This is a genomic window from Sulfurovum xiamenensis, from assembly GCF_030347995.1.
Taxonomy (GTDB): Bacteria; Campylobacterota; Campylobacteria; order Campylobacterales; family Sulfurovaceae; genus Sulfurovum; species Sulfurovum xiamenensis.
The window spans coordinates 1-14,778 of sequence record NZ_JAQIBC010000009.1 but is presented as its reverse complement, the minus strand read 5'-3'; the positions used below and the strand labels follow the sequence as shown (position 1 = coordinate 14,778).

Sequence of the window (14,778 nt, the reverse complement as noted above, 5' to 3'; positions counted from 1 at the left end):
ATAAATATTAACCCTATCTTCAATCTTATTCTCACCACAATAAGAGCTGATGTAGCTTCAAATCAGAGACTTTGAATTTATTAAATTTCATTTATTTCAAAAGATAAAATTATACAATCTTTAATTATTAATTAATATTGATAGATGTACAATAGAAATGTAACATATAAAAACCAGAAGGAGTTCTAGATGAAAATGATTCAATCAAGAAGTAAGAAATTTGTTTCAATAATGGCTGTGTTTTTTGCGATCATATTCGGTATTATGGTTAATGGTTGTGGCGGAGGCGGAGGCACCACTTCGACGACACCGACGACACCTACTGTCGAGGCTCCGGGTATACCGACGAGTTTTGCTGTTCAAACGTCAGCCGTGGGTGGAGTATTGTCTGCCGAGCTGATCTGGCAGGCACCGACGACAGGTGGTGCAGTGGACACCTACGAACTTTACAAATACACCTCGACATCAACTACACCGAACCACCTCATCTCCCTACCGGCTACAGCCGATGGGTTCACAGACAATGCCGGGCTGGATAGGTGTGTAATTACCTACTATGTACTTGGTGCTAAGAACGCCGGCGGGGAGACCCGTACGTTACCAATAAAGGCTGAGTTTTCTGGTTGCGGTACAGGTGAAGTAGATGCATACGGCAACAACATGGCTTCAGCGTTGATCTTTGCCGATGGTATAGGTATCAGTGAGGAAGTGATTACAGGAGTGTGGACGGAAGATAACATTTCCCTTGTCGACTACAACACAGGGCTGCGCCCGGTAATCGAAGAAAATGCGTCGGAACTGCCTTACTTCGATGTGAATACGACCTATGTACTTGGCGGCGTGACCTACTACAAGCAGAAGACCATAAGCACGTGGCAGGGTGAATGGATAGACGGATCGGGCTTAGGTGAGCACAATGTTACGGCAAAATGGGGTGACAACCTGATCAGCCAGACACTGACTACCCAATCTGTCGTGAGGATCGAGATGGTGTTCACCAAAGCCCTGGATACGAATATGACGGCTTACAATATGGTTTCACTCTACGGTGAGAAAGATATGGAGATATACGGGACAGACGGAAACACAACATCAGTCGATACCGCCTTTGTCTTTACCGCCTATGCCGGCCTAAAGATCGAGAGATTGGATGCACTAGGTGGTGATCCGGTACTCGGTGGTCTGGTGGATGAGCAGACACTTTTTGACGGAGGTCCAGACGGTCCAGGTCAATTCGCAGCTGAAATCAATGTGGCTGGTAACCTCGTATACGGATACGTGTGGGACCTACCGGGAAATAATATCCCAGCGGGAGCGTATCGTATCACGTTCACACTGGGACAGGATAGCAACGTCATTATCGGTGATGTCGCAGTGCCAGATGAAGGAGAAAATCCATACACAACTCCTGTGCTCGATTCTCCTACCCAGGTTCACATCGATATTATCATCAACGAATAGTGCCCCTTTCGGGGTAACGATCAGCATTAGCGCAGAGCGTTACGCTTCTGCCTGCTGAGCAGGCTGTAAAAAGCAGCGTAATTTCTCCTCTTCTTTATCTACGACAATTAGCTCTCTAAAACGGTCACATCATTTCACTTTATTTCCTACATAGTTAGGAAGATCATTGAACAAGCAAGCTTTTATTTCATACAATCTCTAGTAATTATGGAGAAAGAAGAGTATTCGTCATAGACCCGTATCTTTACTCTAAAATTCTATATCTACTTCTTTTGATTTTTGAACATGGAGTAAGACATTTGCAAAAGCATATTGATCTACCTCGTCTATACCTTCATGTTTATATTCCAATAAATAGTCATATCCATCCAGTTCAATGTTTTTAATTTTTTTCAAGTGAATAACATAGACTAATAGATCAGCTAGATCACTCACCGGGATTATTTCTCTAAAATCTTTATTGAATTCATCTATATACTCCTCACAGATATCTTCATTTGACATCAAAAGTATCCAAAGTATGATATTGTCTATCTTTTGGGGAGCATTAACTTTGTTTAAAAAGCTCTCATATATCTCTTTGTTTTGAGATATTTCATCAAGCTGTTCATTCGCTTGTGTGATTAAAAAATTGATTCTTTCTTCAGTCAGTTTATTATTTCTATAGTCATCTAGTACTGACTCTGCGATTTGAAGTGTATGCATTCTCTCTCTTTTTATTTGATATGTAATTATTGCAGGATATTCTGAAAATTCTTCAAAGATAAGAAAACAAGCAGTTTAAAACCCTTTATCTTTTACTGTTTTTCATACTTATCATACTCATGAACCTACCGGAGCATCCTTTCTCTTTTCTGTAAGAGAAGAACCGCTCTACATGACATGCAGTACAAACATGGCTCATCTCAATGTTCTTTTCTTGAAGACCTGCATCCAAGAGCTGTTGTTTGTTGATCAAAGGCAAGTCTAGCATGTATTTTTCGCCTTTAGGTGTAAATCCTTCAGGCATGTTTGAAAAATGTGCTGCAACCTCTTCTCCTACTTCATAGCAGCAACGCCCTATAGAGGGTGCGACACCTGCGATGATATCTTTTGGATCAGAGCCATACGTTTCTACCATCTTCTGCACCGTTTTAGATGCGATCTGTGCTTTGGTCCCTTTCCATCCTGCATGCACAGCCGCTACAACCTCTTTTTTCTCGTCATAGAGTAGTATGGGAACACAGTCTGCAGTCAGTATGTTGAGCATTACACCTTTCAGATCTGTGATCAGTGCATCACAATCTTCTATGGCATCTGAGAGACTCTTCCATCCCTTGGTCTCTTTTTGGGTAATGATCTTGATATTGTCACTATGGGTTTGATCGGCAACAATATAATGTAGGAGTTCATTGCTTTGGAGAAGGCTAGAGAGTCTCTTTCTGTTAGCTATGATGTTGTCAGCATCTTCGCCCGTATGTAGAGCGAGACTGAATGTATAAGGAAGATCATTGGACTTTGTGGTCACTGCATGCAGCAGGGAAGGAGATTTTTTAAAGTGCGTAAATGTGAAAAAATCTAGCATGATGCTACCTTATATCCTTTTTGATATAATACCCTAAAAATAGAGGGAACTTGCATGGAATCATGGTTGGACTTTGACAAACGTATCTTTAAACATTTTTCCTACCTCCTTGTGTTACAGATCATACCGCTTCTTGTGATCTCATCCTATCTGGTGAATGAGATCAACCCATATCTGTTTACAAAGCAGATGGTTTACTACTTCATTGCAGGTATTGCCTTTCTTGTTGCTGCTTTTATTCCTTGGAGACAGATCATTTGGTGGTTTGTTCCTATTTTTTATCTAGGTAATTTAGGATTGCTTATTGCTGTGGAGTTTGTAGGAAAAAAGATCCTAGGTGCCCAAAGATGGATAGAGATCCCTGGCATAGGCATTACCATCCAGCCTTCTGAGTTCATTAAGGTCAGTGTTATCATGATGCTTGGGTACCTTATAAGCAGGAACCCTCCAGGTGAAAAAGGGTATGGGATTTTAAATTTTATTAAACTTTCCATTGTGATCATTATACCTTTTTTACTCATAGCTAAAGAACCGGATCTGGGTACGGCACTTGTATTGCTCATCACTGGCTATGGTGTATTGTTTGTAGTAGGCATTAACTGGAAAATATGGGTTTCGATAGTTATCATTCTTGGGCTTAGTGCACCACTGCTTTACAGTCAACTCAAACCCTATCAAAAAAAGCGTGTGACGGACTTTATCGGGAAACCAAGCTACCATGTAAGACAAGCGCTGATTGCCATCGGTTCAGGTGGAGTCGAAGGGAAAAGCAAAGAAGAGGCGACACAAACGCAACTGAAGTTCCTTCCCGTCTCTTCTACAGATTTCATTTTTGCTTATTTGGGGGAAAGATTTGGTTTCAAAGGAATGATCACTGTGATTGTACTTTATATGTTTCTCATCTTTAACTTACTCTATATTTCAGCCAAGTATGCCACCGATTATCTGATCAAAGCTTTTGCCTCAGGATTGGCATTTTTATTCTTTGTCTATATGGGTGTCAATATCTATATGGTTATCGGTCTAGCCCCTGTAGTAGGGCTCCCTCTGCCTATGTTCAGCCATGGAGGGACCTCATTTATTATATTTGCTGTAATTTTTGGAATTTTACAAAATTTAATTGCATTTAAAGACTACAGTAGATATAATTCTGACGCGAAAATCACTATGATTTCCAAAGACCAACTATAGCGCTCTTACGGGTCGGTAGCTCAGTTGGTTAGAGCACTCGGCTCATAACCGAGTGGTCGGGAGTTCGAGTCTCCCCCGACCCACCACTTATTACCTCAATAAATCCCCCTAAAACACGACGTTTCAGAGCTTTTAAGATTTTTTAATAATATAAAATTTTGATAATTTTTTGTTGGGTGTCCCCCTTGGGTGTCCCCCTTTTTTTGAAAATAAAATGTGTCATTAGTCCAGTTCTTAGAATACATCATCTACAATAACATAGTCGCTGGTAGACCTACTAATAAAAATTCCTACTTGAATTTATTTAAAATGTTGAAGATTTATTAGAACGTTTGTAATAGGAAATAAAGCCATGAAAATGGTTAATAAAGATAATGAAGGAAAGACCTTTTATTGTTCATTCCCCTCATTTAGAGCTTGATGAAATTTTTCTACCACTTTCCTGAACTCCTTTCTCTTACTTAAGCTGTGACTAAACATTGGAAGGTTAAACCCTAAGACTGTTGATGTGAGTTGCCCATTAATTCCACCAATAAGTCCACTTATCACAGTCTGACTTTGCTCACAAGTTTCGATAAATTCTTCGCACTCTGCTACATTTAGATTATTGATGAATCTCTGTACTCGTTGCGGATCATTGAGATCGATAATTGGAAGTCTTACATACATTTTTTCAGAAACTTTTGTTAAAGCTTTTGCAGATTCTTGCGCACTATTTAGTACTCCCCAGTGACTTACCAAAGGGTTGAAGTTCTTTGAGATTATTCTATGTACTTCAACTGATGCTTCAGAAAGAAAGCTTTGTGCATGTAGAAATTTTTGTTGTTCTTTTTGATTGTAATATAATAAAAATTCCGCTTCATTAGTAGGTGCACCATTTTGTATTTTATTTGCAGCCTCTACTAGTGACTTTACGTAAAACTTAGCAGTACTAATGTTACGGGATACTGTTGAAAAGAAATTTTCGACTTCTCCAGATACCTGTAGCATCATCTGTGCACGCATTTGTGCACGCCAGTTTATTGTAGCGGTATGGAACGCTATGGCAAAACCAGCGATTGTTACCCCAGACGAAATTAGTGCGACCTTATATTCTAGTTTTAAGGTGCTTACCCAGTTAATTAATTCTTTTAGACTAAATGGATCAATTTTAGTAAAGGTATCTGCATACCAGTATGCCAACATAGCTATCACTAAAGCTCCATATATTGACTGAAATAGGAAGCGAAAGATATATCCTAAAATGAGCAGTAGATAAAAAGCATTTACAGCAATTGTTGGCGGTAAAATTTTAACAAATGTATAGAACATAATTATTTATTAGAGGAACAGAATGCCCTCATTCCCCTTTTTGAAATATTAGTAGTATACAAAAAATGTTTAGTTATTTCAAGAAATATGATAATCTATCAGATACTGGAAATAAATGACATAATGCTCTGTTATTTTTTTAGAGGGAGGGGATTATCAATCTTTATGTAATAATTTACAAAATGAAAACTTTATAATCTAATATATTATAATGATAAATACATAACTCTTTGGGTGTCCCCTTAGGTGTCCCCTTTTGTATAAATAGGTAGATAAATATAGATCTATGTAGCAACTAAAGTAAAGGATATAGGTCTTTAGAGGTGTATATAGATTATAATAGATTTATATAAATGTGACTCATAACCGAGTGGTCGGGAGTTCGAGTCTCCCCCGACCCACCACTTAATCCCCCTAAAATCCTTATTTTGTTTGCATTTTTATCATGTCACTTTGTGTATTACGTCTTTAATGTCTAATTTATATACAATTTTTTGATACTAAGCATAAAATTTCTGATTATAATTGCGCATGGAAACTTTATTATTAGCAATTTTTGCAACGATTTTCATTGCAACACTACTCAACATCATATTCAAAAGACAAAATATTTCGCATATACTTGGCTATATTTTTACGGGTACGATCATTAGTTATCTTTTTGATTTTAATACCCTGAAAATAGACTCTCTTGAATTGGTAGGGGAGTTTGGTATCGTCTTTTTAATGTTTACCATCGGCTTGGAACTCAGTTTTGAGAAGATCAAAAAAATGAAAGAGACACTGCTTATTAACGGAGCTTTGCAGCTTTTTTTAAGTGTACTCTTCTTTTTCCCTTTGGCTTTTTATGCGTTTAACTTAAATGTTACAAGTTCTATTATTATTGCGCTGGCATTCTCATTATCCTCAACGGCAATTGTGCTTCCGTATCTGAAAGAGTCTAAAGATATCTACACGCCGTATGGGAAAAAATCGGTCGGTATTTTGATCTTTCAAGATATATCAGTCATTCCTATTTTGCTGCTGATCACCTTTCTATCTTATGGCGCATCAGGAACAGATATGTCTATTATGGATGTGATATTGAAAACGGTGTTGGCACTTGTGTTCATAGTCCTGTTTATTCGCTATGTGGGTGATAAGATCGTTGATACGATACTGAAGTTCGCAGCAAGAACACAACTGGAAGAGATCTTTCTTGGGGCTATTTTTACCATTGTACTGGGTATGGCAGTATTGATGCACTCTATAGGCTTTACATACTCTCTTGGAGCCTTTATAGCCGGTGTTCTGATCGCTGATACGAAATATACCATTAAGGTAGAATCAGATATCTTAAGTTACAAGGATCTGCTTTTAAGTGTCTTCTTTTTTAGTGTGGGGACAAAGATTGACATCGTTTATCTCTTTTCAAACCTTCATATGGTTTTCTTTATTTTCGCATTGGTCTCTTTGGTAAAAATGGGGGTCATCTATCTCATTATCAGAAGAAAATCAGATACCAATACCTCTATGAAAACAGCACTTGCTTTAGCACAGATAGGAGGTTTCTCTTTTGTCGTATTTGATCTGGCTGCAATGAAGCAACTGATCACACACGATATGGCAAACTTTTTATTTTTAGTCACCTTTGTATCTATGATCGTCACCCCGTTTGTACTCAACAATATCTATAAACTCTCTTCCTATTTCGAAAAAGAGTTTTATGAATCTGATGTGATTACCCCGATCGATAAGAAAAATCACATTATTATCGTGGGGTTCGGTACGCTGGGAAGAGCTGTTGCCAAAGAGCTTTATGCCAAAAACATCGATTTTATTATTATCTCAGACAATTTACAACATGTTTTGTTGGCAAGAAGAATCAATTTCCTTGCGTATTTTGGACACTTGAACAAACGTCCCGTTATGGAGTCACTGAAGGTGGAAGAGAGTTCCGGTATTATTATTACGATGCAGGATGAACATACGAAAGACCTTATCAGTCAAGCAGTCATAGACTATTACAGCGAGGCTAATATCATCATAAAAGTCGATACCGATGAGGAGAGACAGCATTTCCAAGTGATGCGTAATATTGATTTTGTCGATTCAAACCACGAGTTATCCTCACGTCTTGTGGAGCTTTCGTTAAAGCATCAGAAATAGATGAGAACGTAAGAACAGACAAGTATCTTTTTAGGTCTCCAAATCACCAAGTAGCTTAGTGTTTTATTGGTCTTATTTATAAAAGTAATGAGATTACAGATAAATTATGCTAGTATCACACAAAATTTGTATGATTATAAAAAAGGATAATAGATGACAAGTGGAAAAGTATTATCGTTATATATGACGATGCCCGATATGATGCGATCTGGTCACCGTATGAGGGTTGAAGACATGGAGTGTGATGAAAATGGTATCATGGGAAGTAGGGACTATGAAAATGGAACTGAACGTCCGATGGTTCTTGTCTCAAAAAAGAGTTATGACATTATAGAAGAAGCAGAACTTGTTTTTGAACGAGGCCTTTTGATGGAAGATATTTATGTAGATGTTGACCTCTATCATCTGAAAAAAGGATCGATCATTGAGATAGGAGAAATCATGTTTGAAGTGCAAGGACCGTGTGAAGATTATCGATATCTTTACGCCTTTGCCCCTGAGCTTCCAGAACTCATTCAAGGAAACCGTGGTCTTTTCATCATTCCAATAGATTATGGAAGAATCGAAGTTGGAGATGAAGTCAGCGTGATAAAAGAGGCCTAAATATGAAAAAAATAGGTATCGGCATAGACTATAGCAATATCTGTAAAGATTATAATACTTCCTATTTGGATAGAGACAATAAAGATCCTGCAACCACCAAATGTATGAAACAAGTACTTACTTGGACTCAGGGTTTTTTATCTGAACTTTTAGAGCACTTTGGATATACCATACATCATTTACACTCTGCTACGCCAGTAAAGATAGAGGATGTTGCTTCAAAAAGATTTCTTTTTTACTCTTTGGAGAAAGAGATCACACTGCAAAGCTATGTGATACAAAAATCGTATGTAGAATATGGATCTTTGAGTGCCTGGGAGTTGGAAAGCGAAGAGAGCATATTGATACAAAATGAAGAAGATGGGGGAGGGATATTTCTCTATTTCAATGAAAACTCCAGTGAACATCAATGGATCATCGATAGGTTGAAAGCGTTTTCTTTAGATGAAGTTCCCTTTCAGGCAAAATAAAAAAAATGAAATGATGAGATAACATATTTCTTTATTCGTCATCATCATTTATCTTGATCCCCTCATGAAACGTTTTACTGATAATTTCCCTTTTTTAGAGGACTTTTTGTCATTTTTTGTACATACTTCCGTTTTATTATGATACAATTGAAGTATGGGATTTGATAGAGTTTTCTAAGAAAAAAATACTATCATATCTTCATGCTTTTCATTGATAATGATCAGCTATATAATTTTAGGAGAAGAATTGTAATGAGAAATGAAATCAAAGCTAAATTGGAAGAAATTGTAGCACTTATGAATGATCCGGAAGAAACAGTATTGGATAAAGAAATTAAAGAGAAACTGGAAAAAATTTCCGCACTTTTGAATAATCCAGAAGACATTGCAACGGAACAAGAAACTAAAGAGAAATTGGAAGCAGTTGTATCACTTGTGAATAATGTGATGGTAGACCCAGATATCGATATTGAATATTGTATACCTGATGTAGCGACAACATCAGACAGTTGTGATATTTCTGGAGATCCTTATATTTTAGTGACATATGTTGTGAGTGAATACACAAAACCAACACGTAAAATCCGTTTAACACCTACATATCTAAACAATACAGCAAAAGCGATAGCTAATCTAGTTACTTTCTCTATTGAACAATTTAAAACAGAGATAGATTCTGTAGAGATGGGCTAAAAGAGAATCTCGTTAAGAGATTCTCTTCAGGCTAAAATTTTATTTTTAGCCTGCCATGCTTACTAAGCAATTCCATGAAATTGCTCATACACCCTTTTTACATATTTTGGTTTAAGACCTGTCGTTTTGATCTCTGCGAGCTCTTGTTTGATATGCTCTTGTGTAATTGCGATGAGATTTTCCCATCTTTTTACCAAAAAGTTTCTCACATCCGCTTCAAAATCACCGCTATACTCTGGATACGCAGCATTTAATTTTTCCACAACATCACCAAACTCTGTTTCTTTGATCAACTCTAATTGCTCTTTCGGATGTGTTTTTTCGACCTCTACAAGATGTGTCCAACCCGTTTCCAATATGCTTTTTAACTCTTGCGCATAATCTCTCTCTTCGTTTGGAAACTTTTGGATCAATGCTGCAGCGATATCTTTAAGCGCATTGGCATTGACGATTTCCAACTCCTCTTCAAAACCTTTTAAGTTTGCTTCATATTCTGCTGCATCTTCATACATTTTTGCGATCTCAGCATTTTTACTGTTCACTTTATCGTTGTTTTTGGGAGCAGAATTCTCTTCAACTGCATCTGCATGTGCAGCTTTAAGCTCTTCCATTTGTAATTCTAAATAACGCTTTGTATTTTTATCATCCATATGATTAATACCCCATCATGATTTTTGTGTATTCTAGCATTAGTTTTTTAATTGCAAATTAAAGAATGAATTTCAGGTATGAAATCAACTTCACTGGAAGATAATGGTACCAAATATACAAAGGGATAAAAGAGTTTCAGAGGGATCATTCAATAGATAATTGACAGGTCTGAAAATAGGCTAAAAATCTACAAATAGAGCTATTTAATAAATTGCAGAGAAAAAAATGATAAAATACGCAAAAAATAAAAGGAAGATATCATGTCCAATACACTAATTCACAATGAAGATGAATGTAAATATGAATACCATATAGATGACCATATCGCATATATTACGTATGATGATCAAAATGGAAATATGCATTTGACAGAGACTCAAGTACCAGAAGCATTAGCAGGTCAAGGTCTTGCTAAGACGCTTTTAGAAGATGTACTAGAAGAGATCAGAAAAGCCAATAAAAAAGCTGTAGCTAAATGTTCATATATCGTTAAGTATCAGGAAAAAAACCCAGAAAAAAGTGATCTATTTGCATAGACAGATCCTATGAATAGGTCTACAGAGATTTAGACTTATTCACAACTATATCCTTCTCATGTTCTTACTAAGATAGGATCAATAACTAAAACTGCCACCAGAAGTGGCAACATCCCCATTCAACTCTTTTTATTCTACCTCTATAACCTCATACTAATACATATGGTTACTTACTATAGATGCATGAGAAGAGTATCATCATTAAACGATACAGATATCTCTTTTTACTTTATTTTATGAATGACTTTTATCACTTCTACCTATGACTTATGCATCATATGGTAACTATTTGACTAATATCTGCATCATATGGTAACTATTTTTGATAAGTATACCGTTTATTCGTGGTCTTATCTTCTTTATTTAAATTATATTGGATACTATAAGACACAAATTCATGTTTTTCTTTGAATGTACCTATTGTGTATGTTCTTTTTGAAAAACTTTATATCTACTGATAATGAATTTTAAATGTTTAATACACTGGAACCTAAAAATGTTTTAATACACTTTTGGTGTATTTTTCGAAACTTCATACATATAAGGAGTCAACTATGACGAAAATCGTAACAGAAGGTCCTGCTGGGTATATGCCACAGTCAGCACCGGCAATGGGGGTAGAGCTTCCAAAAGAGGGTGAAGCTTTACTTTATGGTAATGTTGTCACGCCTGAAGAGGCAATGAGAGATGCTGCTAGAGCATTACTCACAAGAGACAACCCAACAATCTTCCCTGGACCACAAGTTTTATGGGACTGGAAAGATGATGTTGCGGAAAAAGCTGCAGCTATTTTAGATCTTGCATCTGAGATTCCAAACTGTAAAATTATTCCAATGCCAGATTACAGACCAAAATATCCAAAAATTGATGTTAAGGCTGAAATCAATCCAAATCACCCAAATCTAACAATCTTAGATAACAGAATCAAAGCTTGTATTTTTGTTGGTGTGCATTGTCACTACGCAAACCTTTCACTTAGAATGATCCGTGCTGGTACTGATTGTTATACTACAGCATTATGTGCTTATATGGGACATGAAGAAGCAATGGCATCTATTAGAGATCTCCATGCATCAGACATTCAAAAGTTCAAAGAGATCGTAATTGAAGAAAGAAACAAATTAGGCATTGAGTGGGAAACTACTCTACCACCTGAAAATCCATCTTTAGAAAAAGAAGATTATGCAACATTATCACCAGCTGATTATGGCGAGTATAGAAGTCTCATCATGACCAAAAAAGGTGAGCATGTTACTGACGTTGAATAAAGGAGAAAATCAATGGATGCAAGTCAAAGACCACAATTAGAAAAACAAAAAGCAGATATAAATTATATATTAAAAGAGGCTCCAAGAGAGCAACACTTTATTACAGGTGCACAGGCGATGGCGGAAGCTGTTAAAAGAGCAAACGTTGATATGGCGATTGCTTATCCTATTACACCACAATCAGAGGTAATGCACCTTGTTGGTGATATTTATGCACAAGGTCACATTAAAGAGTACTACAGAGCTGAAGAAGAGCTTGGTACTATGTCAGCGATCGCTGGTGCGGCAAGAGCAGGTGTTCGTCTATTTACAGCGACATCAGGACCAGGACTTCTTAGAGGTCTAGAGGCGATTGTATCATGGTCTGGACACAGAGTTCCAGCTGTACTTGGTATCTTGACTCGTGTTGTAAATGCACCGTTGTCAATTCAGCCAGATAACATCGAAATGGCATACATGATGCACTGTGGTGCTGTAATGCTTCATGCTGAAAACCAGCAAGATACATTCGACTATACATTGGCAGCATTTGCTATCACTGAAAAAGTTGATGTTTATATTCCAGTAGCTGTTGCAACAGAAGGTTTCTTCGTAACGCACGCTAAGGGTTATGTTAATATGACATCTGATGATCTTTGTCTAAATGACTTTGATCCAGTTGCAGCACCGGTTCCAGCTATGGATAATGAAACTCCACCAGCTAGAATCCAGCGTGATGCTCCAGTTCAAAAGTCAAACTTCATGTCTTACTTGATTCACTCAGTATGGCAGCAAGAGATCTGGGATTCAAACCAACGTGCGATGAAATATATCTATGAGTACCTTGGTGGGCCTATCGAAGTTCAAAACCCTGAAGCAGATGTATTTGTACTTGGTTCTGGTTGTGCTGCAGCACAATGTAGAGAAGCACACAGATACGCTCAAGAAGATGGACTAAGTGTTGGTTTCGTTAAAGTAAAAGCAATCAGACCATTCCCAACTCAAGAGATCAGAGATGCATTGAAAAATGCTAAAGCGGTAATCGTTCCTGAGCACAACATCATTGGTTGGTTATGTAAAGAAGTTAAAGCAGCTATTCCAAATGGTGGAATTGTTGTAGAAGGTCCAAGAGTATATGGTGGTATGACACTTCCAGTGGAATTGATCATGAAAGAAATTCACACTGCTCTTGGTCTAGAGTACGATCTAAAACTATAAAAAGGGGATAAAATGAGCTTAAAATATATAACTCCAGCAGAGAGATTTAAAAAATATTTACCAAAAGATTATGTTGAGTTAGTTGACTACGGTCCGTTTGGAAAGACTCAAGATGAAGCTGGTCCAGGAAATATGGGTCAGTTTAAAGAGTTGATGGAAGAACACCCAATGTGTTCTGGTTGTTGGATGGCGTATTTCATTAGATTGATCTTCGCTTCATTACCACAACCTGAAGAGACTGTAACATTAGGTACAGCAGGATGTGGTCGTTTGGCTATTTCTCAAGCAGCTGTTCCATTTATCTATGGTAACTACGGTGACCAAAATGCTATGGCTTCTGGTCTTACACGTGCATTCAGATTACGTTTCCCTGAGAAACACAAAGATGTTATCACTATCGCTGGTGACGGTGGTACTATGGATATCGGTTTCTCTATGACTATGCACTCATGGATCCGTGGTGAAAAATTCACAACGATCATGCTTGATAACGAAGTTTACGGAAACACTGGTGGACAAGAGTCTGGTATGTCTCCTAAAGGTGCAATCCTTAAGATGGCTCCACTTGGTAAAAAAGGTGAGAAAATGCCTGCAACAGCATTGGCGCAAGCTGCTGGTTGTGTGTATACAGTAAGACTTTCTCCAACAAACATCAAGAAAGCTGCAAAAGTGATCAGAAGAGCGATCTTTGTTGCTAGAGAAGTTGGTCCTACATTTGTTCATGCATATACTTCATGTAACATTGAGTACTCTATCCCTACAGAAGATGTATTTGCGGATGCAAAAGAGAAAGAGAAAACAAGATTCCAATTCGAAGAGTACATGACTGATGAAGCTAAAGCTGTAATTGATCGTGTAGAAGCTGAAGAAAAAGCAGCAAAAAGAGCAAAAAAAGCAGAGGTGGTTTAATATGGCTGAGCAAAAGAAAAAAGAACGATATAATATTAGGATTTCAGGACTAGGTGGGCAGGGTGTTGTAACAACTGCTCACATCCTTGGTTCTACTATGGATAACGCGGGTAAATATGCATCTTTGGTACCATTCTTTGGATCTGAAAAAAGAATGGCACCTGTTGAAGCGTACGTAAGAGCTTCTTCAGAGCCTATTTATGAAGTGGGTGAAGTTGTTTACCCTGATATTATTATGATCTACCATTCACAAGTTGTTACTCATGGTAAATCATATACAATGCCTTTCTATACAGGTCTAAAACCAAACAGTTTGATCATTATCAATACTGACTTTGATGTTCTTAACGAAGACGATATTAAAGTTCTTGAAGATCTTAATGCAACTGTTGTACAATTTGATGCAACAAAATTGGCACTTGACATTGCTGGTACTGAACTTGCTACGAACATGGCAATGATGGGTATGCTTCTTGGTCTTACAAAACTTGTAACAACAGAAAACATCGAAGCAGCGGTAAAAGAAAGATTCTTAGGAACTTCATTCGTTTCTTCTGGTGGTACAGCAATGCTGGATTCTGCTATTGAGAAAAAGTTTAAGAAAAAAGAAGAATTACTTGCTAAAAACATGGAAGTTATCAATAAAACTTTCGAGATGGCTGATCAAGTAGATATCTCTGGTTCAGAACTAATTGTCAGATTTGACGTATAAGGAAGGGAAATAAATGTATTATGTAGCAAAAGTAGACGCAGACAAATGTGCTGAATATAAATGT

At 37.3% G+C, this 14,778-nt stretch carries 15 protein-coding genes and 1 tRNA gene; 12 read left to right on the top strand and 4 right to left on the bottom strand.

Annotated features, from left to right (window positions below; translation table 11 throughout):
* Positions 1-189 precede the first annotated feature (189 nt).
* A complete protein-coding gene (locus tag PF327_RS09855; protein WP_289402396.1) occupies positions 190-1,461 on the top strand; it encodes a hypothetical protein in 1,272 nt (423 codons plus the stop codon).
* 249 nt (positions 1,462-1,710) lie between these two features.
* Here the strand turns inward: PF327_RS09855 and PF327_RS09850 are convergent, their stop codons facing one another.
* A complete protein-coding gene (locus PF327_RS09850) occupies positions 1,711-2,166 on the bottom strand; it encodes a hypothetical protein (RefSeq protein WP_289402394.1) in 456 nt (151 codons plus the stop codon).
* 85 nt (positions 2,167-2,251) lie between these two features.
* Positions 2,252-3,025, bottom strand: a complete 774-nt coding sequence (gene pgeF / locus PF327_RS09845) for a peptidoglycan editing factor PgeF (RefSeq protein WP_289402393.1) — start codon at positions 3,023-3,025, stop codon at positions 2,252-2,254.
* 54 nt (positions 3,026-3,079) lie between these two features.
* Between pgeF and PF327_RS09840 the strand changes: the two genes are divergently transcribed.
* The gene (locus PF327_RS09840; RefSeq protein WP_008242005.1) at positions 3,080-4,216 is read left to right on the top strand and encodes an FtsW/RodA/SpoVE family cell cycle protein; all 1,137 of its coding nucleotides are present in this window, start codon (positions 3,080-3,082) and stop codon (positions 4,214-4,216) included.
* Positions 4,217-4,225: 9 nt separating this feature from the next.
* Positions 4,226-4,302 (top strand) — tRNA-Met (locus PF327_RS09835).
* Positions 4,303-4,606: 304 nt separating this feature from the next.
* Here PF327_RS09835 and PF327_RS09830 read toward each other — a convergent pair.
* Positions 4,607-5,410 (bottom strand): hypothetical protein, encoded by an 804-nt coding sequence (locus tag PF327_RS09830; protein WP_289402391.1) that lies wholly within the window; start codon positions 5,408-5,410, stop codon positions 4,607-4,609.
* Between the two features lie 648 nt (positions 5,411-6,058).
* On the opposite strand from PF327_RS09830, the gene PF327_RS09825 reads away from it, so the two are divergent.
* The 4 genes from PF327_RS09825 (at position 6,059) to PF327_RS09810 (ending at position 9,441) form a co-directional block, all read left to right on the top strand.
* Positions 6,059-7,675, top strand: coding sequence for a cation:proton antiporter domain-containing protein (locus PF327_RS09825; protein ID WP_289402390.1), 1,617 nt, complete (start codon positions 6,059-6,061; stop codon positions 7,673-7,675).
* A 153-nt stretch (positions 7,676-7,828) separates the two neighbouring features.
* The gene (locus PF327_RS09820; RefSeq protein ID WP_289402389.1) at positions 7,829-8,278 is read left to right on the top strand and encodes an MOSC domain-containing protein; all 450 of its coding nucleotides are present in this window, start codon (positions 7,829-7,831) and stop codon (positions 8,276-8,278) included.
* 2 nt (positions 8,279-8,280) lie between these two features.
* Positions 8,281-8,748: a hypothetical protein gene (locus tag PF327_RS09815; protein WP_008242008.1), complete on the top strand. Its 468-nt coding sequence runs from the start codon at positions 8,281-8,283 to the stop codon at positions 8,746-8,748.
* 252 nt (positions 8,749-9,000) lie between these two features.
* Entirely contained in the window at positions 9,001-9,441 is a 441-nt protein-coding gene (locus tag PF327_RS09810; protein ID WP_008242017.1) for a hypothetical protein, read from the top strand.
* Positions 9,442-9,503: 62 nt separating this feature from the next.
* On the opposite strand, the gene PF327_RS09805 is transcribed toward PF327_RS09810, so the two are convergent.
* Positions 9,504-10,091 carry a hypothetical protein gene (locus PF327_RS09805; protein WP_289402388.1) on the bottom strand — a complete coding sequence of 196 codons (588 nt, stop codon included), beginning with the start codon at positions 10,089-10,091 and terminating at the stop codon, positions 9,504-9,506.
* A 261-nt stretch (positions 10,092-10,352) separates the two neighbouring features.
* Between PF327_RS09805 and PF327_RS09800 the strand changes: the two genes are divergently transcribed.
* The 5 genes from PF327_RS09800 (at position 10,353) to PF327_RS09780 (ending at position 14,714) form a co-directional block, all read left to right on the top strand.
* Positions 10,353-10,628: a GNAT family N-acetyltransferase gene (locus PF327_RS09800; RefSeq protein WP_008242026.1), complete on the top strand. Its 276-nt coding sequence runs from the start codon at positions 10,353-10,355 to the stop codon at positions 10,626-10,628.
* A 554-nt stretch (positions 10,629-11,182) separates the two neighbouring features.
* Complete coding sequence (locus PF327_RS09795; protein ID WP_008242028.1) at positions 11,183-11,896, top strand: carbon monoxide dehydrogenase beta subunit family protein; 714 nt, start codon at positions 11,183-11,185, stop codon at positions 11,894-11,896.
* 12 nt (positions 11,897-11,908) lie between these two features.
* Positions 11,909-13,093, top strand: a complete 1,185-nt coding sequence (locus PF327_RS09790) for a transketolase C-terminal domain-containing protein (RefSeq protein ID WP_289402386.1) — start codon at positions 11,909-11,911, stop codon at positions 13,091-13,093.
* A 12-nt stretch (positions 13,094-13,105) separates the two neighbouring features.
* Entirely contained in the window at positions 13,106-14,002 is an 897-nt protein-coding gene (locus PF327_RS09785; protein WP_008242032.1) for a thiamine pyrophosphate-dependent enzyme, read from the top strand.
* A 1-nt stretch (position 14,003) separates the two neighbouring features.
* Positions 14,004-14,714 carry a 2-oxoacid:ferredoxin oxidoreductase subunit gamma family protein gene (locus PF327_RS09780; protein WP_008242036.1) on the top strand — a complete coding sequence of 237 codons (711 nt, stop codon included), beginning with the start codon at positions 14,004-14,006 and terminating at the stop codon, positions 14,712-14,714.
* Positions 14,715-14,778: the final 64 nt, after the last annotated feature.